General features: G+C 72.3%; 18 protein-coding genes. 15 read left to right on the forward strand and 3 right to left on the reverse strand.

Annotation, left to right across the window (positions count from 1 at the left end; all coding sequences use genetic code 11):
- The first annotated feature begins 413 nt into the window (after positions 1 to 413).
- The 12 genes from BAY60_RS07515 (at position 414) to BAY60_RS07575 (ending at position 11,418) form a co-directional block, all read left to right on the forward strand.
- A complete protein-coding gene (locus tag BAY60_RS07515; protein WP_112280037.1) occupies positions 414 to 1,163 on the forward strand; it encodes a phosphoglyceromutase in 750 nt (249 codons plus the stop codon).
- Positions 1,164 to 1,449: 286 nt separating this feature from the next.
- Complete coding sequence (locus BAY60_RS07520; protein WP_170160326.1) at positions 1,450 to 2,685, forward strand: sensor histidine kinase; 1,236 nt, start codon at positions 1,450 to 1,452, stop codon at positions 2,683 to 2,685.
- A complete protein-coding gene (locus BAY60_RS07525) occupies positions 2,682 to 3,371 on the forward strand; it encodes a response regulator transcription factor (RefSeq protein WP_112280038.1) in 690 nt (229 codons plus the stop codon). The genes BAY60_RS07520 and BAY60_RS07525 overlap by 4 nt, the downstream gene beginning before the upstream one ends.
- A gap of 27 nt (positions 3,372 to 3,398) precedes the next feature.
- Complete coding sequence (locus tag BAY60_RS07530; RefSeq protein WP_112280039.1) at positions 3,399 to 4,370, forward strand: Ppx/GppA family phosphatase; 972 nt, start codon at positions 3,399 to 3,401, stop codon at positions 4,368 to 4,370.
- Positions 4,371 to 4,458: 88 nt separating this feature from the next.
- Complete coding sequence (locus tag BAY60_RS07535; RefSeq protein ID WP_112280040.1) at positions 4,459 to 5,886, forward strand: hypothetical protein; 1,428 nt, start codon at positions 4,459 to 4,461, stop codon at positions 5,884 to 5,886.
- A gap of 3 nt (positions 5,887 to 5,889) precedes the next feature.
- Positions 5,890 to 6,687 (forward strand): sugar phosphate isomerase/epimerase family protein, encoded by a 798-nt coding sequence (locus BAY60_RS07540; RefSeq protein WP_112280041.1) that lies wholly within the window; start codon positions 5,890 to 5,892, stop codon positions 6,685 to 6,687.
- Positions 6,688 to 6,940: 253 nt separating this feature from the next.
- Positions 6,941 to 7,762 (forward strand): thioesterase family protein, encoded by an 822-nt coding sequence (locus tag BAY60_RS07550; RefSeq protein ID WP_112280042.1) that lies wholly within the window; start codon positions 6,941 to 6,943, stop codon positions 7,760 to 7,762.
- 49 nt (positions 7,763 to 7,811) lie between these two features.
- The gene (gene proC, locus BAY60_RS07555) at positions 7,812 to 8,624 is read left to right on the forward strand and encodes a pyrroline-5-carboxylate reductase (RefSeq protein WP_112280043.1); all 813 of its coding nucleotides are present in this window, start codon (positions 7,812 to 7,814) and stop codon (positions 8,622 to 8,624) included.
- Between the two features lie 184 nt (positions 8,625 to 8,808).
- On the forward strand, positions 8,809 to 9,027 hold the full coding sequence (locus tag BAY60_RS07560) for a helix-turn-helix domain-containing protein (RefSeq protein ID WP_112280044.1): 219 nt from the start codon (positions 8,809 to 8,811) through the stop codon (positions 9,025 to 9,027).
- Positions 9,028 to 9,146: 119 nt separating this feature from the next.
- On the forward strand, positions 9,147 to 9,248 hold the full coding sequence (locus BAY60_RS07565) for a 30S ribosomal protein bS22 (RefSeq protein WP_005453035.1): 102 nt from the start codon (positions 9,147 to 9,149) through the stop codon (positions 9,246 to 9,248).
- 161 nt (positions 9,249 to 9,409) lie between these two features.
- Complete coding sequence (locus tag BAY60_RS07570; protein ID WP_112280045.1) at positions 9,410 to 10,444, forward strand: NAD-dependent epimerase/dehydratase family protein; 1,035 nt, start codon at positions 9,410 to 9,412, stop codon at positions 10,442 to 10,444.
- The gene (locus BAY60_RS07575) at positions 10,441 to 11,418 is read left to right on the forward strand and encodes a lysophospholipid acyltransferase family protein (protein WP_112280046.1); all 978 of its coding nucleotides are present in this window, start codon (positions 10,441 to 10,443) and stop codon (positions 11,416 to 11,418) included. Before BAY60_RS07570 ends, BAY60_RS07575 begins: the two co-directional genes overlap by 4 nt.
- A gap of 22 nt (positions 11,419 to 11,440) precedes the next feature.
- Here BAY60_RS07575 and BAY60_RS07580 read toward each other — a convergent pair whose 3' ends face one another.
- The 3 genes from BAY60_RS07580 to BAY60_RS07590 all read right to left on the reverse strand — a co-directional run bounded on the left by BAY60_RS07580 (position 11,441) and on the right by BAY60_RS07590 (position 14,242).
- Positions 11,441 to 12,394: an HAD family hydrolase gene (locus tag BAY60_RS07580; protein WP_112280047.1), complete on the reverse strand. Its 954-nt coding sequence runs from the start codon at positions 12,392 to 12,394 to the stop codon at positions 11,441 to 11,443.
- 60 nt (positions 12,395 to 12,454) lie between these two features.
- Positions 12,455 to 13,528 carry a DUF5667 domain-containing protein gene (locus tag BAY60_RS07585; RefSeq protein ID WP_112280048.1) on the reverse strand — a complete coding sequence of 358 codons (1,074 nt, stop codon included), beginning with the start codon at positions 13,526 to 13,528 and terminating at the stop codon, positions 12,455 to 12,457.
- Positions 13,529 to 13,627: 99 nt separating this feature from the next.
- On the reverse strand, positions 13,628 to 14,242 hold the full coding sequence (locus BAY60_RS07590) for a sigma-70 family RNA polymerase sigma factor (RefSeq protein ID WP_425466462.1): 615 nt from the start codon (positions 14,240 to 14,242) through the stop codon (positions 13,628 to 13,630).
- Positions 14,243 to 14,518: 276 nt separating this feature from the next.
- On the opposite strand from BAY60_RS07590, the gene BAY60_RS07595 reads away from it, so the two are divergent.
- From BAY60_RS07595 to BAY60_RS07605, 3 genes are all read left to right on the forward strand, one after another.
- A complete protein-coding gene (locus tag BAY60_RS07595; RefSeq protein WP_425466448.1) occupies positions 14,519 to 16,033 on the forward strand; it encodes an AMP-binding protein in 1,515 nt (504 codons plus the stop codon).
- A gap of 7 nt (positions 16,034 to 16,040) precedes the next feature.
- Positions 16,041 to 16,283, forward strand: coding sequence for a glutaredoxin family protein (locus tag BAY60_RS07600; RefSeq protein ID WP_112280051.1), 243 nt, complete (start codon positions 16,041 to 16,043; stop codon positions 16,281 to 16,283).
- 142 nt (positions 16,284 to 16,425) lie between these two features.
- A complete protein-coding gene (locus BAY60_RS07605) occupies positions 16,426 to 17,988 on the forward strand; it encodes a molybdopterin-dependent oxidoreductase (RefSeq protein WP_112280052.1) in 1,563 nt (520 codons plus the stop codon).
- Positions 17,989 to 18,047 lie beyond the last annotated feature (59 nt).

Raw genomic sequence — 18,047 nt, forward strand, 5'->3', positions numbered from 1 at the left:
CGAGGGAGGGGGGAGTCGCGAACTCGAGCCGCCCCGCTGACGTTCCCGCCGCAGATGGACCCGGTGGCGAGGGGGATGCCAACGGGGCCGGCGGGTCGCAGCTCGGCAGGGGGGAGACGAGCTGCGCCTGCGCCCGCGGCCGACCGGGGAGTGCGTGGTTTCCGGCCGGGCGGGTTAGTAGTCAACTTGTCAGACTCGGGACTGTAATCACAAGACTACCCACTAACCCGATAGGGTGATTTTTGCCGCGATCGTTAACGCAATGCGACCTCGTTAACCCGGCTGAAATCTTGTTGGCGTTTCGCTCAGCAATCGAGTGAGGGACCGTTCGGCGCGTGCCACACTGTCAGTAGAAGCCCGGTGGACACGGGCAGCCACTGGTGCATTGCGGGCCCTCTGGCAGGCTGAGCAGCATGGCCGAACTTGGGACTCTGGTGCTGCTGCGACACGGGCAGAGCACGTGGAACGCGGAAAACCTGTTCACCGGCTGGGTCGACGTGCCGCTGTCCGAGCTGGGCGAGACCGAGGCGCGGCGCGGCGGTGAACTGCTGGCCGAGACGGGACTGCTGCCGGACGTCGTCCACACCTCCCTGCTCCGGCGCGCCATCTCCACCGCGAACATCGCGCTCGACGTCGCCGACCGGCACTGGATCGACGTGCGGCGCGACTGGCGGCTCAACGAGCGCCACTACGGCGCGCTGCAGGGCAAGAACAAGAAGCAGACGCTGGAGGAGTTCGGCGAGGAGCAGTTCATGCTCTGGCGCCGCTCCTACGACACGCCGCCGCCGCCCATCGAGCCGGGCAGCGAGTACAGCCAGGACGGCGACGCCCGGTACGCGGGGCTGGGCGCCGAGATGCCGATGACCGAGTGCCTCAAGGACGTCGTCGCCCGGCTGCTGCCCTACTGGGAGTCGGCGATCGTGCCCGACCTGCGCGCGGGAAGGACCGTGCTCCTCGCCGCGCACGGCAACTCGCTGCGTGCCCTCGTCAAGCACCTCGACGGGATCTCCGACACCGAGATCGCCGGGCTGAACATCCCCACCGGCATCCCGCTGCGCTACGACCTCGACGCCGACCTCAAGCCCCGTAACCCGGGCGGCACCTACCTCGACCCCCAGGCGGCGAAGGAAGCCGCCGCCGCGGTAGCCAACCAGGGCCGCTGATGCCGAGCCGCCGCCCAAAGCTCCCCAATGCCACATTTGTTCCACTGGATGGAGCCAATGCGGCATTCGGTCCATCCAGTGGAGCGAATGCCGCATTCGGGAGCTTCTCGCCACGCAAGGGCGACGCTCCGGAACGGCTGGGGTGGAACTCGCCCCGATCGAATGACGTGATCTTGCGGGTACGTCGACGGAGAGCGACCGGAACGTAAACTGATCCTGAAGCAGCGGCGAACATGCGCCTCCCAGGTGTCATGGCCATCACGAGAACGCTGCCAGGACTAGGCCAATGGGCTACCTCGATGCTTACGATGCCCCCGTGACGGCGACCGCTTCGTTCGCGCTGGCCACCGCCGCGCTGGTGGTCGGTGCCGTCATCGGTTTTCTCCTCGCCCGCACCCGATCGCGCGTCGCCGAGCGCACCCCCTCCGGGCCCTCCACGGCCGAGCTGCTCGACCGGTTCGTCCGCTCGTCCAACAACGGCGTCGTGCTGCTCAACCGGTTCGGCGACATGGTCCTGCACAACCGCAGGGCCGTCGCGCTCGGGCTCGTCCGGGTCGGCCAGGCCGACGCCAGGGCCCGCAAGGCCGCCGAGCAGGTCGTGCAGACCGGCGAACCGCTGGAGATCGACCTGTCGCCCCTGGCGGTGCGCGGGCGGCAGCCCGAGGCGGTGCTCGGCGAGGTCCGCCCGCTCGGCGACGGGTTCACCGTCGTGGAGGCGGTCGACCACTCCGAGGCCGTGCGGCTCGAGGCCACTCGGAGGGACTTCGTCGCCAACGTCAGCCACGAGCTCAAGACCCCGGTCGGCGCCATCGCGCTGCTGGCCGAGGCCGTGCTCGACGCTGCGGAGGACACCGACGAGGTCCGCCGCTTCGGCGAGAAGATCCTGCGCGAGTCCACCCGGCTCGGCAAGCTCGTCACCGAGCTCATCGCGCTGTCGCGGCTGCAGGGCGCCGAGAAGCTGCCGGAGCTCAACGTCGTGGAGGTCGACGCGGTGGTGCGGGAGGCCCTCGGCCGCACCAGGCTCGCCGCCGAGGCCGCCGACATCACCGTCACCACGGACGGCCCGAGCGGCCTGCTCGTCGAGGGGGACCGGACGCTGCTGGTCACCGCGCTGAGCAACCTGCTGGAGAACGCCGTGGCCTACTCGCCCGCGGGCAGCCCGGTGTCGATCAGCAGGCGGCTCGCCGACACCTCGCTCGTCGAGATCGCCGTCACCGACCGCGGCATCGGCATCGCGGAGGAGGAGCAGCAGCGCGTGTTCGAGCGGTTCTACCGCGCGGACAAGGCCCGCTCCCGCGCCACCGGGGGCACGGGCCTCGGGCTCGCGATCGTCAAGCACGTCGCCGCGAACCACGGCGGTGAGGTGCGCCTGTGGAGCAGCCCCGGTGTCGGCTCGACCTTCACGCTGCGCATACCCGCGCACGTCACCGCGGGCAAGGCGCCCGCCGAGACTCCGCGACAGGAGTCCGAGTCGCTCGTCGCGACCGGGCAGGAGAGCACCGAACAGGGAGGAACACTGTGACGAGGGTGCTGATCGTCGAGGACGAGGAGTCGTTCGCCGACCCGCTGGCCTTCCTGCTGCGCAAGGAGGGCTTCACGGCGGCCGTGGCCACCACCGGGCAGGAGGCGCTGGAGGAGTTCGACCGCAACGGCGCGGACATCGTGCTGCTCGACCTCATGCTGCCCGGGATGAGCGGCACCGACGTGTGCAAGCAGCTGCGCAACCGCTCGACCGTGCCGGTGATCATGGTGACGGCACGCGACAGCGAGATCGACAAGGTCGTGGGCCTCGAGCTCGGCGCCGACGACTACGTCACCAAGCCGTACTCGGCGCGGGAGCTGATCGCCAGGGTGCGCGCCGTCCTGCGCCGCGGCGGGGAGCCCGGCTCGGAGGGCGAGCTGACCCCATTGGTGCTCGCCGCGGGCCCGGTGCGGATGGACGTCGAGCGGCACGTGGTGACGGTCGGTGGCAGCGAGGTGTCGCTGCCGCTGAAGGAGTTCGACCTGCTGGAGTACCTGCTGCGCAACGTGGGCAGGGTGCTCACCCGCGGCCAGCTCATCGACCGGGTGTGGGGCGCGGACTACGTCGGCGACACCAAGACCCTCGACGTGCACGTCAAGCGCCTGCGCTCGAAGATCGAGCCGGATCCGGGGTCGCCGCGGCACCTGGTGACCGTGCGCGGTCTTGGCTACAAGTTCGAAAGCTGAACGCGCGGCCGGGTACCGTAGGTTTTCGTGCGCCTAGGGGTACTCGACGTCGGGTCGAACACGGTCCACCTCCTGGTCGTGGACGCCCATCGTGGCGCCCACCCCACGCCCATGCACTCCGAGAAGACGGTGCTGCGCCTCGCCGAGCGGATCAACGCGCGCGGCGAGCTGGGCAAGGAGGGCGTGAACGACCTGGTCCGGGCCGTGGAGTCGGCCAAGGAGTCCGCTCACCGGCTCGGCTGTGAGGACCTGATGGCCTTCAGCACCTCCGCGGTGCGCGAGGCCGCCAACGCGGGCAAGGTGCTGCGCAAGGTCACCGAGCAGACCGGCGTCGAGCTGCAGGTGCTCACCGGTGTCGAGGAGTCGCGGCTCACCTTCCTCGCGGTGCGGAGGTGGTTCGGCTGGTCGGCGGGAAAGCTGCTGGTCCTGGACATCGGCGGCGGGTCGCTGGAGGTCGCGATGGGCATCGACGAGGAGCCCGCGCTCGCCGAGTCCGTGCCGCTGGGCGCAGGCCGCATCACCCGCACCCGGTTCAGCCACGACCCGCCCACCCGCTCCGAGCTGGTCGACACCTCGGCGTGGCTGGAGGAGCAGCTGGCCGACCTGGCGAAGAAGGTCACGCGGCTCGGCGAGCCCGACCGCGCCGTGGCGACCTCGAAGACGTTCCGCTCGTTGGCCAGGCTCACCGGCGCCGCGCCGTCGGCGGCCGGGCCGCGGGTGCGCAGGGTGCTCACCGACACGGCCCTGCGTCAGCTGATCGCGTTCATCTCCCGGATGTCGTCGGCCGACCTCGCGCAGCTGGAGGGCGTCAGCTCCAGCAGGGCCCACCAGCTCGTCGGCGGAGCCCTCGTGGCGCAGGCCACGATGCGAGCGTTGTCACTCGAGGTCCTGGAGATTTGTCCCTGGGCGCTGCGAGAAGGTGTGATCCTTCGGCGGCTGGACCATGCGAACGGCACCGATCACACTGCATTGTTGACCGGCCAGGGTCGGCACGAATGACGCCTGGGTTCACACTAGACGTGGGGTGGGGAGTGGGGGCTGTGCTCCCACTGGACGCAGACGACGCGCGACGGGCACGGTGGAAAGGATGACTCGAGACAGCGACGGCGGCCGGCCACAGAAGACCGTGGCCGAGCTACTCGCCGAGCATGGCGGCCAGGTCGGCGGCGCTCCGCGCCGCCGGCGGCGTCGCGCTGCCGAGGACGACGACGCCCCACGGCAGCCGGGCGAGCGCAGCATCAGCGACACGGCGCCACAGGCGATCATCGACCGGGTGCGCTCCGAGGGGCCTCCGCCCGCGGAGCCACGCAACGGCGCCGCACCCGCACCTGAGCAGGGCGAACCCCAGCCCCCGGCACGGCGGCGCCCACCGCGTGCCGTGCCACCCGCCCCGGCCCAGGGCACCGGCGGCTATCCCGTGCCGCCACCGGAGGACGCGGGCAGGCCACCACTGCCGCCGCGCCAGGCCAACGGCGTTCCGCCCGCGAACGGTGTGGCCCCGCCCGCCAACGGGGTGGCCCCGCCCGCGGGTGGCGTGGCTCCGCCGCCCGCCGAACAGCACGATCGCCGGTCGGCCACCCGGAGGGTGCCGCCGGTGGCGCCCTCCTCGCCGCCGGAGCCGCCGCCCACGGCGGAGGGCACCCTGGCCGCACGGCTGGACGGCCTCGGCGAGGCGCCCGCCCCCGAACAGCCGCCGCAACCCCCGCCCGCGCCGCCACAGGGCACGGGCGGCTTCGGCCTGCCGCCGAGGCGGCGCAGACCGCCGAGGGGCGCTCCGCCCCCACCGCCCGAGCCGAACACCGAGCAGTTCCCGGCCGTGGCGGGCCCGGAGGCCACGCCCGCCGACGCCGGTCCCGCCGCCGACGAGCCGCCTGCCGGACTGGCTGGCTGGCGGATGCGCAAGCGGGACGCGCAGCTGGAGGACACGGAGGTGGGCGTCATGCCTGCCGTGCCCCCCGGCGGCCCTCCCGGCCACGCGCCCGCCCCGCAGGGGCGGCCCGGCGAGGACGCCGACGAGGGCCCGCCCACCGGGTTCTACGTCCCGAACTTCGACGACGAGGACGCCGACGGTGCGGGTGCGCCGTTCCGCACCGGTGTGCTCGACGACGACCCGCTCGGCGAGGGCGGCCGGGACCCGGCCTACGACGACCCGTACGACGAGTCCTACGGCGACTACGAGGCCGATGACGAGGACTACGGCGACTACGAGGACGAGCCCGCCGAGGAGGCGGAGTACGCCGACGAGGAGGCCTCTCCCGCCAAGCAGTGGCTCGCGCTGGCGGGCCAGCTCGCGCTGGGCGTCGCGGGTGGCGCGGCCGTGTGGCTGGGCTTCAACTGGCTGTGGGGCCAGCTGCCTGCCGCCGCGCTCGTCGCGGCGCTCGTCGCCACGGTCGGGCTGGTGTGGATCGTCCGTAAGGTGCGCAGGGCGGAGGACCTGCAGACCACCGTGCTGGCCCTGCTGGTGGGACTGGTGGTCACCGTGTCGCCCGCCGCGTTGCTGCTCGTCTCCAGGTAGCGCGTGAGCGCAGCGATCCCCGTCGGACTGTCCACGGCGTCGGTCTGGCCGCTGCGTGCGGGCACCGGCTTCGAGATCGCCTCGTCGCTCGGCTTCGACGGCGTCGAGGTGATGGTGTGGGCGGATCCGGAGAGCCAGAGCGTCGCGACGCTGCGCAAGCACAGCCGCGACACCGGGATGCCGGTGCTGTCGGTGCACTCGCCGTCGCTGCTCATCACCCAGCGCGTCTGGTCACCGGATCCCGTCGTGCGGCTGCGCCGTTCCGTGGAGGCCGCGATGGAGCTGGAGGCGCGCACCGTGGTGGTGCATCCGCCCTTTCGCTGGCAGCGCCGTTACGGTGACTACTTCGCCGACCTGGTGGCGGAGCTGGAGGAGAGCAGCGGCGTCGACATCGCCGTGGAGAACATGTTCAAGGTCCGTCCGCCGGGTGGTGGCCGCACCAGCCGGGTGTCGGCGTTCCGGCCGTCGATCGATCCGACCGACGTCGGCTACGCCCACTACACGCTGGACCTGTCGCACACGGCGGCGGCGGGCATGGACGCCTTCGAGCTCGCCGAGCGGATGGGTGAGGGGCTGACGCACGTCCACCTCGCCGACGGCACCGGCGCGCCCAAGGACGAGCACCTCGTGCCCGGCCGGGGCGTTCAGCCCTGCGCCGAGCTGCTGGAACACCTCGCGGGGAACGCGTTCAGCGGGCAGATCGTGCTGGAGGTGAACACACGAAGCGCGCGCACGAGGGATCGCCGGGTCGCGGATCTGGCGGAGTCCCTGTTGTTCACCCGCCTGCACCTCGGCCAGTGAGCCCGCCTCAAGATCAACTGTTCGCTTGGGCACACACCCGATTCCTCTCTGTCACACGTACAGTTCTCTCCGTGGAGCCGTTCGCCTTGCTGTATGAGGTCCGGCCTGGTGAGCAGCGCCGGCCGGCGGCGGAAGGGGAGACCGTGCGCGCGTACGTACCGTCCGGTGACCAGCCGTTCCGGGATGCGACGTCGAGAGACGTAGCGGGTCCCGGGGCCCGCCCCACCTGCTGCCGAGTGCTGGTCGGCCGTTCGTGAGCACCGTGGACTTCGAGCCGACGTCCTTCGGCGCGGCGGTCGCCGTGCGTTCGCTCGGCGACGGCACGTTCACCGCCGACCTGCGCCAGGAGTGGTCCATCGGAGGCCACCCGCATGGGGGATTCCTGATGGCTCTGCTGGCGAAGGCGGGCGTGGCCGCGCTCGCCGAGCGCGGAGAGGCCGCCGACCCGATGGCGGTGAGCACGGAATTCCTCCGCCCGCCCGCGGTCGGGCCGGTGCTGCTGCGCACCGACATCCGCAAGATCGGCCGCAGGGCCACCGTGGTGGCGGTCGGACTCGAGCAGCGGGGCCGCAGTTGCGTCGAGGCCAGGGTGACGGTCGGCAGGCTGCCGACGCGGCGGCCGGTGTGGAACGACGCACCGGCGCTGCCCGCGGAGCCGCCCCCCGGCGCCATCACGCTGTCCAGCGAGAGCTCCGGTGGCATGTTCCACCTGGCCAAGGGCTGCGACGTGCGGGTGGATCCGGCCACGGCGGGGTTCCTCGTCGGGCGCACCGGCGACCCGCCCCGGCTGCGGCTGTGGGCCCGGCCGAGGGACGGCGACGCCGACGCCTTCTTCGCGCTGCTCGCGGGCGACATCAACCCGCCCGTGGTGTTCAACCTCGGCAGGGTCGGCTGGGTGCCCACGGCGCAGCTGACCGCGCTGGTGCGCTCCCGTCCCGCGCCGGGCTGGCTGCGCGTGCACGTGGACTGCCGGTCGATCCAGGACTCCTGGTTCGACTCCGACGCCACGGTGGTGGACGCGCAGGGCCGCATCGTGTGCCAGGCGCGCCAGCTGGCGCTCGCCCCGTCGGCGTAGCGCGCCGCCCTGCGGGCAGGCCCGTCTGCGGCTTGCCTAGTCTCGGGGCATGACGACTATCGCCGTACTGGGTGCCGGCAAGATCGGCGAGGCGCTGCTGTCGGGGCTGCTGCACGGCGGCCGCAGCGCGAGTGACCTGCTGTTCACCGAGCGGCATCCGGAGCGGGCCGCCGAGCTGACCGCGCGCTACGGCATCGCCGCGGTCGAGGTGGCCGACGCGGCCAAGCGCGCCGACGTGCTCGTCGTGGCCGTCAAGCCGCAGGACATCGACCCGGTGCTGGACGAGCTCGCGCCCCTGGTGGGGCCCGGTTCGCTGGTGGTGTCGCTGTGTGCGGGCCTTCCGACGTCGCTGTACGAGCGCAGGCTCCCCGAAGGCACCCCCGTCGTCCGGGTGATGCCGAACACCCCGATGCTGGTCAACGAGGCCATGAGCGCGGTGTCGCCGGGTAGCCACGCCACCGCCGGGCACGTTCGCATCGTCGAGGAGATGCTGTCCTGCGTCGGCAAGGTCGTCGAGGTGCCCGAGTCGCAGCAGGACGCGGTGACGGCGCTGTCCGGCTCCGGGCCCGCCTACTTCTTCTTCCTGGTCGAGGCCATGATCGACGCCGGGATCCTGCTCGGCCTTCCCCGGGCCGTCGCCGAGCAGTTGATCGTGCAGTCGGCGGTCGGCGCGGCGAAGATGCTGGCCGAGGGCAGCGAGCACCCGGTGATCCTGCGCGAGAACGTCACCTCGCCCGCGGGCACCACGATCAACGCGATCCGCGAGCTGGAGAAGCACGGCGTCCGGGCCGCGTTGCTCGCCGCGATCGAGGCGGCGAGGGACCGATCGGTGGAACTCGGCAAGGGGCACGAACGCGACTGATCCGGCGGCCACGCTGCGCGGGGTCGCCCCGCGCGTGGGCCATTCGGGCCAGTCGTTCCCCTCGATAGCCGTCGCACGAGTCCCAGCAGTCCCGCTACCCTCGGTGGTAGCACGTGCGTGTCGATACCGCCCGGTGGGGAAGCCAGGCGGCGCGACACGTGTCAAGGGACATGGTGAAAACCTTATGCTGCCGAACAGGAAAGACGACGTGCCGGGCGGGCCCCGGCAGGTCCAATTCTTGACGGTCGCTGAAGTCGCGTCGCTCATGCGCGTCTCCAAGATGACCGTCTATCGCCTCGTGCACTCGGGCGAGCTGCCTGCCGTTCGCGTCGGCAAGTCGTTCCGGGTTCCCGAGAAGGCCGTGCACGACTATCTGGACAACGCGTACTTCGACGTCGGCTGAGCCGCGCGCGTCCCGTGCATGGCAAGGCCGAGGCGAGGTGCCGGAAAAGCCCCAGGTAGGCTGATAGGCCGTTCGCGTGCTTGCCCATGCGAGGGAACGACCGACGTGAAGGAGCATCTGTGGGCTCGGTGATCAAGAAGCGCCGCAAGCGTATGTCCAAGAAGAAGCACCGCAAGCTGCTTCGCCGCACGCGGGTGCAGCGCCGCAAGCAGGGCAAGTAAGCACGGCCCCCTGCGCGTCACGCGTTCAGGGGAGTCCTGGTGGCCGCGAGGCGTAACCCCGGTAAATAGCGTGTTAGGGACGGTTCCGCGACCCGTTCCCGGGAGTAACATCCGACTAGCGCCTCGCCTTTGCACCCCATTCGTGCCCGCCAGGGGGTTTGATGCCGTCCAACATCGTCCTCGTCACCGGGGTCGCCGGCGAACTGGGCGGCAGGCTGCTCACGCGGCTGGGGAACAACCCGGACCTGGAACGGGTCATCGGTGTCGACACCTCCCCGCCGCGTGAGGAGGTCCTGCGCCGCATCGGCCACGCCGAGTTCGTCCGCGCGGACATCCGCAACCCGCTGATCGCCAAGATCATCAGCACTGCCCGGGTCGACACGGTGGTGCACGCCTCGACGACGTGCCACCCGGCGGGTCCCGGCAGGCGGATGGCGATCAAGGAAGTGAACGTCATCGGCACGATGCGCCTGCTCGCGGCCTGCCAGCGCTCGCCGCTCGTGCGCAAGCTCGTGGTCAAGTCGACGGCGGCCGTGTACGGCGCCAGTTCGCGCTCGCCCGCCGTGTTCACCGAGGACTCGGAGCTGATCCCGGCCTCGTCCAACGGCTACGCCAAGGACGCGGTGGAGATGGAGGGCTACGTCCGCGGCCTTGCGCGGCGGCGGCCCGACATCACGGTGACCACGGCCCGGCTGGTGAACCTGATCGGGCCGGACGTGGACACGGTGCTCTCCCGCTACTTCGCGATGCCCGTCGTGCCGACGGTGTTCGGGTACGACGCGCGGCTGCAGCTGGTGCACTCCTCCGACGCCCTTGCCGTGCTGGAGCAGGCCACGCTGCACGACCGGCCGGGCGTGTTCAACGTCGGAGGGGACGGTGTGCTGACGCTGTCGCAGGCCATCCGCAGGGCCGGGCGGGTGGAGCTGCCGGTGGCGCGCGCCATGATGCCGTCGGTGAGCAGGCTCCTGCGCGGTGCGCGGGTCGTCGACTTCTCGTCCGACCAGGTGCGGTTGCTCAACTTCGGCCGGGTCGTGGACAACACCCGGCTCAAGAAGGTCTTCGGCTACATCCCCCGGTGGACCACCCAGGACGCGTTCGACGACTACGTGCAGGGCAGGGGCCTGCGACCGGTCGTCGACGGGCAGCGGCTCGCCGGGCTGGCCACCGCGGTCGACGGTTGGAGGGCGAAGCTGTGACGACGAGCAGTTCCGCGCAGGTCATCCCCCTGCACAGGGACGGGGGCGGCCCCGGGCGCGGGCAGGCGCCGCGACCGGACCGGGACGCGCCGGTGGTGCTGTTCCCGGGCGGTTCGGCCGGCACCGGGCCCGCCGCGGAGCAGGACCGGCTCGGCAGGCTGCTGACGTTCCTCGCGCACCGGCTCACCGGTGACTTCACCGTCGACGAGTTCGGCTTCGACCCGGAGCTGACCGAGACGGTGGTGCTGCCGCCGCTGCGGCTGCTCTACGACAGGTGGTTCCGCGTCGAGACCCACGGCGTGGAGAACCTGCCGCTGGACGGCGGGGCCCTGCTGGTCTGCAACCACTCGGGTGTGCTCCCGCTCGACTCGGTCATGACGGCGCTCGCCGTGCACGACAACCACCCGTACCACCGGCACCTGCGGATGCTGGGTGCCGACCTGGTGTTCAAGACACCACTGCTGGGCACGCTGGCCCGCAAGTCGGGGCAGACGCTGGCGTGCGCGCCGGACGCGGAGCGGCTGCTCGGTGCCGGTGAGCTGGTGGGCGTGTGGCCGGAGGGGTTCAAGGGCGTCGGCAAGCCGTTCTCGTCGCGGTACCGGCTGCAGCGGTTTGGCAGGGGCGGCTTCGTCTCGGCGGCGCTGCGCACCGGCGTGCCGATCGTGCCGGTGTCGATCGTCGGCGCCGAGGAGATCTACCCGAAGCTCGGTGACCTCAAGCCGCTGGCCAGGCTGCTGGGCCTGCCGTACTTCCCGGTGACGCCGTTCTTCCCGCTCCTCGGGCCGCTGGGTGCGGTCCCGCTGCCCACGAAGTGGCACATCGAGTTCGGCGAGCCGCTGCCCACCGACGCCTACGACCCCGAGGCGCACGAGGACCCGATGCTCGTGTTCAACCTCACCGACCAGGTGCGCGAGGCCATCCAGCAGATGCTCTACCGGCGGCTGTCGCAGCGACGCAGCGTCTTCAAGGGCTGAGGGTCCGGGGACCGGCGGCGGGTCAGGCGCGGCGCCGGTAGGCGAGGCCCGCGGCGACAGCACCCGCCACGGCCCCGGCGCCGAGCACCGAAGGGACGCCGATCTTGGCGGCCTTGCGGCCGGTGCGGAAGTCGCGGATCTCCCACCCGCGCCTGCGTGCCGCGTCGCGCAGCCCCGCGTCCGGGTTCACGGCCACGGCGGTGCCGACCACCGACAGCATCGGCACGTCGTTCTGGGAGTCGGAGTAGGCGGTGCACCGGCGCAGGTTCAGCCCCTCCCTCGCGGCGAGCGCCCGCACGGCGTGCGCCTTGGCCCTGCCGTGCAGCAGGTCACCGACGAGCCGTCCGGTGTAGACGCCGTCGACGCTCTCGGCGACCGTGCCCAGCGCGCCGGTGAGGCCCAGCCGCCGCGCGATGATGGCCGCCAGCTCCACCGGGGTGGCGGTGACCAGCCACACGCGCTGGCCCGCGTCCAGGTGCATCTGCGCCAGCGCGCGGGTGCCCGCCCAGATCTTGTCGGCCATCAGCTCGTCGTAGATCTCCTCGCCGACGGCCACCATCTCCTCCACCGACCGTCCCGCCACAAAGGACAGGGCCTGCTCGCGGTGCGACTGGATGCCGTCGTGGCTCTCCCTGCCCCCGACCCGGAACTTCACCTGCTGCCAGGCGAACCCGGCCAGGTCGGAGGTGGTGAAGTACTTCCGCGCGGCGAGCCCGCGGGCGAAGTGGAAGATCGACGCGCCCATCATCATCGTGTTGTCCACGTCGAAGAAGGCGGCGGCCGTCAGGTCGGGCGGCGCGGGCGGCGGGGCGGGCTCACCGGTGTCGCGCAGCGGCGCAGGCGGCTCGACCGTCGCCAGCGCGCTCTCCATGGCCACGGCGGCATCGGCGGACGCTTCGCCGGCCAGCGCGGCGCGCCGCTCGCGTTCCTGCCCCTTACCGCGGCTCCGCCACAGCGACACGCACACCGCCTCCACGTTCGAGCTCGACCCCGGTGTTGTGCACAGAGTATCGAGGATACCGGCGACACCGGAGAGCTATCCGACGGTTACGTCCGGCAACCCTGGCAGTAACGGCGGGATGGACACCGCTGGGGGCGGTGGCGACGTGGCGTCGGGTAGCCGTGGGCCGGTGGTCGCCGGGATCGGAGCGGGCACCACCGGCGGCGTGGTGGTCACGGGCGCGGTGGGCGGAGCGGGGGTCGGCTCGGGCGTCAGCGCCATCCGCGACGGCGCCTGTGACGACGCGGGCGGCACGAGGTCGGCGACGAGCGGCGCGCGGCTGGTGCCGCCGGGGTCCGCGGGCGGGCGCCGCGGCGCGGTGCGCTCCGGCCCGGCCGCCTCCGGCGAGGCGCACGTGCCGGTGGCGGGCAGCGCGCCCAGCTCGTCGGAGCGGCCCGAGGTGATCCGGTAGCACGCCATCCGCTCACCCAGCGCCAGCGCGCGCTGCTCGATGCGCAGCAGCAGCTCGTGCGGCTCGGTGGCGGCGCTCGGGGGCAGCGCGGGCCGCAGGGCGAGCAGCCTGCCCGCCTGCTCGCTCGCCCAGGACCGCAGGTCGCGGAGCTGGTGGCCGTCGGAGGCGGTGGCCAGCGCCGTGAGCCGGGCGACGCCTGCCGTGGTGTCGCCGGAGAAGTCGTCGAGCGCGATGGCGTACCCGCCTGCCGGGGCGCCGCGTTCGGCCAGCTCCGCGAGCTCGTCGAGCCGCCGCTCGGCGTACTCCAGGTGCTTCAGCGCCCTGGCCTCGTCGTCGAAGGTCAGGTGCAGCACGGTGGCCTCGCGGGCGCGTTTGAGCTCGTAGAGCGTCTCGCCGGGCAGTGCGTTGCCGGACAGCAGGAGGCCGATGCCGGTGAGGCCCAGCAGCACGGCCAGCGCGGCGGCCAGCACCGGTGCGAGGCGAGGCCTGCGCCGCGTGGTCCCGGACGACGTGGCGAGCCGTTCGGTGATGCGCGCCTTGGTGCCCTCGTCGAGGTCAGGGGCCGTGGCCCCGAGCCTGCGCAGCGCGGACACCACCGCGAGCTCGTCACCGAACTCGGAGCCCTGCCCGTCCTCGACGGCACGGGCGAACCGCTCGTGTTCCCGGAGCCGCGCGCGCGGCCATCGAGGCTTGTCCACGCGTCGCCCCGCCTTCAGGCACTTGGCAATCGATTCTTTCGCTGTGGAAACGAATGCGGGACGCCGGAAGTTACGGTGCGATTTTCAACGAGCGGGCGGCTAGCGCAGCTCGCTGGGCAGCAGCTTGGCGAGCCTGCGCACGGCGCGGTGCTGGAGGGCCTTCACGGCACCCTCGTTGCGCTGCATGATGCTGGCGGTCTCGCTCACCGAGTACCCCTGGATGAACCGCAGGATGATGCACTCCCGCTGGTCGTCGCCGAGGTCGGCGATGCAGCGCAAGAGCTCGTCGTTGGTGGTCCTGCTGATGACCTGCTGCTCGGGCCCCGGCGCGCCGTTCGGCCCGGACCCGCCGAACGGGTGCGTGCCCGACTCGGACACCTCGTCGGTGACGACCTCGAGCCGGAACCGGCTGGACTTGACGTGGTCGAACACCAGGTTGCGGGCGATCGTGGTGAACCAGGCGCCGACGTCGCGGCCCTGGTAGGAGATCGACGTGATCCGGCGCAGCGCGCGCAGGAACGTCTCGCTCGTGACGTCCTCGGCCAGGTGGCGGTCGCCGACCCGGAGCAGGACGTAGCGGTACACCCAGTCCACGTAGCGGTCGTAGAGCTTGCCGAAGGCCGCTGTGTCGCCGCGCTGGGCGGCGCGCACGAGCTCCCAGTTCTCGGCGACGGCGGCGTCGGCCGGATCGGCCACGGCATGCTCCACCGGCATGACGGTGTCGACGGTGTCCACGGTGTTCACGGCCCGAAGCCGTGCAGGTGCTGGACCAGCCGCAACAGCGATCGGCAGGCTCATCGTGTTGCACCTCCTCCGGGCCCGTTCCCGGACTCCGCGTGATCATCGCCACTACGTCGCCTGTCGGAGCATACGCGTTGTTACCGCGAAGTAGGTAGTGGTGTCGTTGTTGCGATCGGGAGACGACCGTGAATCCTCCCCATGACGGGGGAGGAGGCTGGCACACTGTGCCCGACCGAAAGGGGGCCGGCCGTGGCCGCAGAGCTGCAGAACGTCGCGGAGCTTGTCACCGCCGCGGCGCAGGAGAGACCGGACGCCGCCGCGCTCGTCGACACGGCGTCCGGGGCCTCGCTGACCTGGGCCGGCGTGGACGCCGCCGTGGACGCGCAGGCGCGGGCACTCCTGGAGGCCGGCTTGTCGCACGGTGACCGCGTGGCGCTGCGGCTGCCCACCTCGGCCGAGCTGGCGGTGGCGTTCTTCGCCGTCGCGCGAGCAGGGGGCGTCGCGGTGCCGCTCTCGCCGCAGGCGCCGCCCGCCGAGGTGCGCCCGATCCTCACCGAGGCAGGCGCCCGGCTGCTGCTCACCCGCGACGGCACCGGCCTCGGCGACGGCCTCGCGGTGCTCGAACCGATCGACCCGGCCGTAGCCGGCGGGCAGGGCGGGCCGGTGGAACCGGCACCCGGCGGGGAGGACATCGCCGCCCTCTGCTTCGTCTCGGGCACCGCAGGGCCCGCGCGGGGAGTGATGCTGTCGCACCGGGCGCTGCTGGCCAACGTCGCGCAGGTCGGCGAGCTCAGCCCGCCCGTCGCCAGGCCCGGTGACCGGGTGTTCCTCGCCATCCCGCTGTTCCACATCTACGGCCTCGGCCCCGGGCTGCTGCAGGCGACGGCCGCCGGAGCCACTCTCGTCCTGGCTGAGCGCTTCGACGCCAGGAAGGCCCTTGCCGACTGCGCCGCTCACCGAGTGACCGTGGTCCTCGGCGTGCCCGGCATGTACACGGAGCTGGCCGCGCTGCCGCCCGACGAGGTGGGCGAGGCGCTGTCCACGGTCCGCCTGCTCATCTCCGGTGCCGCACCCCTGCACCCGCGCACGCTCGCGGCCATGCGCGAGGCGACGGGGCTGGCCGTGTTCGAGGGCTACGGCCTCACCGAGGCCGCGCCCGTGGTGACGTCCACGCTGGCCACCGGCTACGCCAAGCCGGGCTCCGTGGGCCGCCCCGTGCCCGGTGTGGAGCTGCGGCTGGTGGACAGCGACGGCACCCCGGAGGCGGTGCCGCTGGACCCGGCCGACCCCGCCGACACCTTCGCCGACGAGTCGGGCGGCACCGGCCTGGTGGCGCTGCGGGGAGCGAACCTCTTCTCCGGGTACTGGCCCGACGGCGCCCACGGCCCGGACGCCGACGGCTGGTTCCGCACCGGCGACGTGGGCTACATCGACGTCGACGGTGACCTGCACCTGGTCGACCGCGCCAACGACCTGATCATCGTCAACGGCTTCAACGTCTTCCCGCACGAGGTCGAGGACGTCATCGCCGGGTTGCCCGGGGTCGCCGAGGTGGCCGTCGTCGGGGTCATCGACGAACGCAGCGGCGAGGCGGTGAAGGCCGTCGTCGTGCCGGCGGCGGGTGCGGCGCTGTCGGAGCAGCAGGTGCTCGACCGGTGCGCCGAGCGGCTCGCCGGGTACAAGGTGCCGCGCACGGTCGAGTTCGCCGAACGGCTGCCGCACTCGGCCACCGGCAAGGTGCGCAGGGCGCGGCTGCGGGAATGATGGTGCCATGACGAGCCACCAGGTCACCGTGATGACGAGGAACGGCTGCTCGGCATGCGTGCGCGCCGAGCGGGACGTGGAGCGGATCTGCGCCGAGCTGGGCGTGCCGTGGTCGGCGGCCGACGTCGACTCCGACCCGGAGTGGCGGGCCGAGTACGGCGACCGCGTGCCCGTGATCCTCGTGGACGGCGCCGAGCACGGCTACTGGTCGGTGGAGGAGGACCGGCTGCGCGCGGCCCTGAGCACGTGACCCGGCGCCGAGCCGAAGGGCACCCCGGGTACCCGATGCGTACCGAAGGTGGCCTTGGGCTCGGGCGGCCCCGGGTGGTCGTAAGCCACCCGTAACCGCTCGGGGAGCAGTCCACGCGGCCGTCGGTGCCGAATATGGGGGTATGAGCGAACCCGGCACCACCCCCCGACCTGCCACTGCCGAAACGCGGCTGTCCCGTGGCGCCGCCGCACTCACGGGGGTGCTCGCGCTCGCCGCGGCGCTCGCCGGGGGGCACCTGGTCGCCGCGTTCGTCGGTCCGAACGCCTCGCCGTACCTGGCGGTGGGCAACTCCGCCATCGACCTCACCCCCGCCTGGCTCAAGGACTTCGCGGTCCGGACGTTCGGCACCTACGACAAACTCGTGCTGCTCGGCGGCATGGCGGTGGTGCTGGTGCTCGTGGCCGTGGCCGCCGGGCTGCTGTCGCGGCGCACTGCGTGGCCGGGCGTCGTCGTGGTCGTCGCGCTGGGCGTCCTCGCGGGCTTCGCCGTCCACACCCGGCCCGACCTCGGCCAGCTGGCCCTGCTGGCCCCGGCCGTGAGCCTGCTCACCGGGCTGGTCGTGTTCCGCTGGCTGCACGCCAGGGGGCTCGCCGTCGCCGAGGGCATCCACGCCGCGAGCAGGCGCCGGTTCCTCACCGGCGTCGGCGGGGTCGCCGCGGGTGCCGGTATCGCCGCGCTGACCGGGCAGCTCGTGGGCCGCGCGAAGGACGCGGGAAGCTCGCGCAGGGCCGTGGGCGAGCTGAAGGTGGCCCGCAAGGCGCCGCCCATCCCGGCCGACGCCGACTTCGCCAAGCTCGGCACGCCGACCTTCCTCACCCCGAACGACGCCTTCTACCGCATCGACACCGCGCTCGTGGTGCCCCAGGTGCGCGCGGAGGACTGGACGCTGCGCATCCACGGCATGGTGGAGCGCGAGCTGAGCTTCGACTACGCCGACATCCGCGGCAGGCCGCTCGTCGAGCGCACGATCACGATGTGCTGCGTGTCCAACGAGGTCGGCGGCCCCTACATCTCCACGGCCAACTTCATCGGCGTCGACCTCGCCGACCTGCTCGACGAGGCGGGCGTGCGGCCCGGCGCGCAGCAGCTGTTCTCCACCAGCGCCGACGGCTGGACCTGTGGCACTCCTGTGGAGGACGCGATGGACCGCGAGCGCGGCGCCCTGCTGGCCATCGGCATGAACGGCGAGCCGCTGCCGCTGGAGCACGGCTTCCCCGCGCGCATGGTGATCCCCGGCCTCTACGGCTACGTCTCGGCCACCAAGTGGGTCACCGACCTGGAGCTCACCACCTGGGACGCGCGGCGGGCGTACTGGCTGGACCGCGACTGGGCCCGCGAGGCACCGGTCAAGACGCAGTCGCGGATCGACGCGCCCAAGGGTTTCCAGACCGTGCCCCCCGGCAGGGTCGTGGCCGCGGGCATCGCGTGGGCGCAGTTCACCGGCATCGCCAAGGTCGAGGTGCGCCTCGACGACGGCCCGTGGCAGGAGGCCGAGCTGTCGGCCGACGTCAACGACAACACGTGGCGCATGTGGCAGCTCGAACTGGACGTCCGCAGGCCCGGCAGCCACCAGCTGACCTGCCGCGCGACGGACAAGTCCGGCTACACGCAGACCGCCGAACGCGCCCCCGTGCTGCCCGACGGCGCGACCGGACGGCACACCGTCACGTTCACCACCCGATAGCACCCATCCGCGCGGCCCGGTGCTCCGAATGCCTCACGACGACACAATCAGCCCCGAAC

The sequence above is a fragment of the Prauserella muralis genome, from assembly GCF_003202285.1.
Lineage (GTDB): Bacteria > Actinomycetota > Actinomycetes > Mycobacteriales > Pseudonocardiaceae > Prauserella_B > Prauserella_B muralis.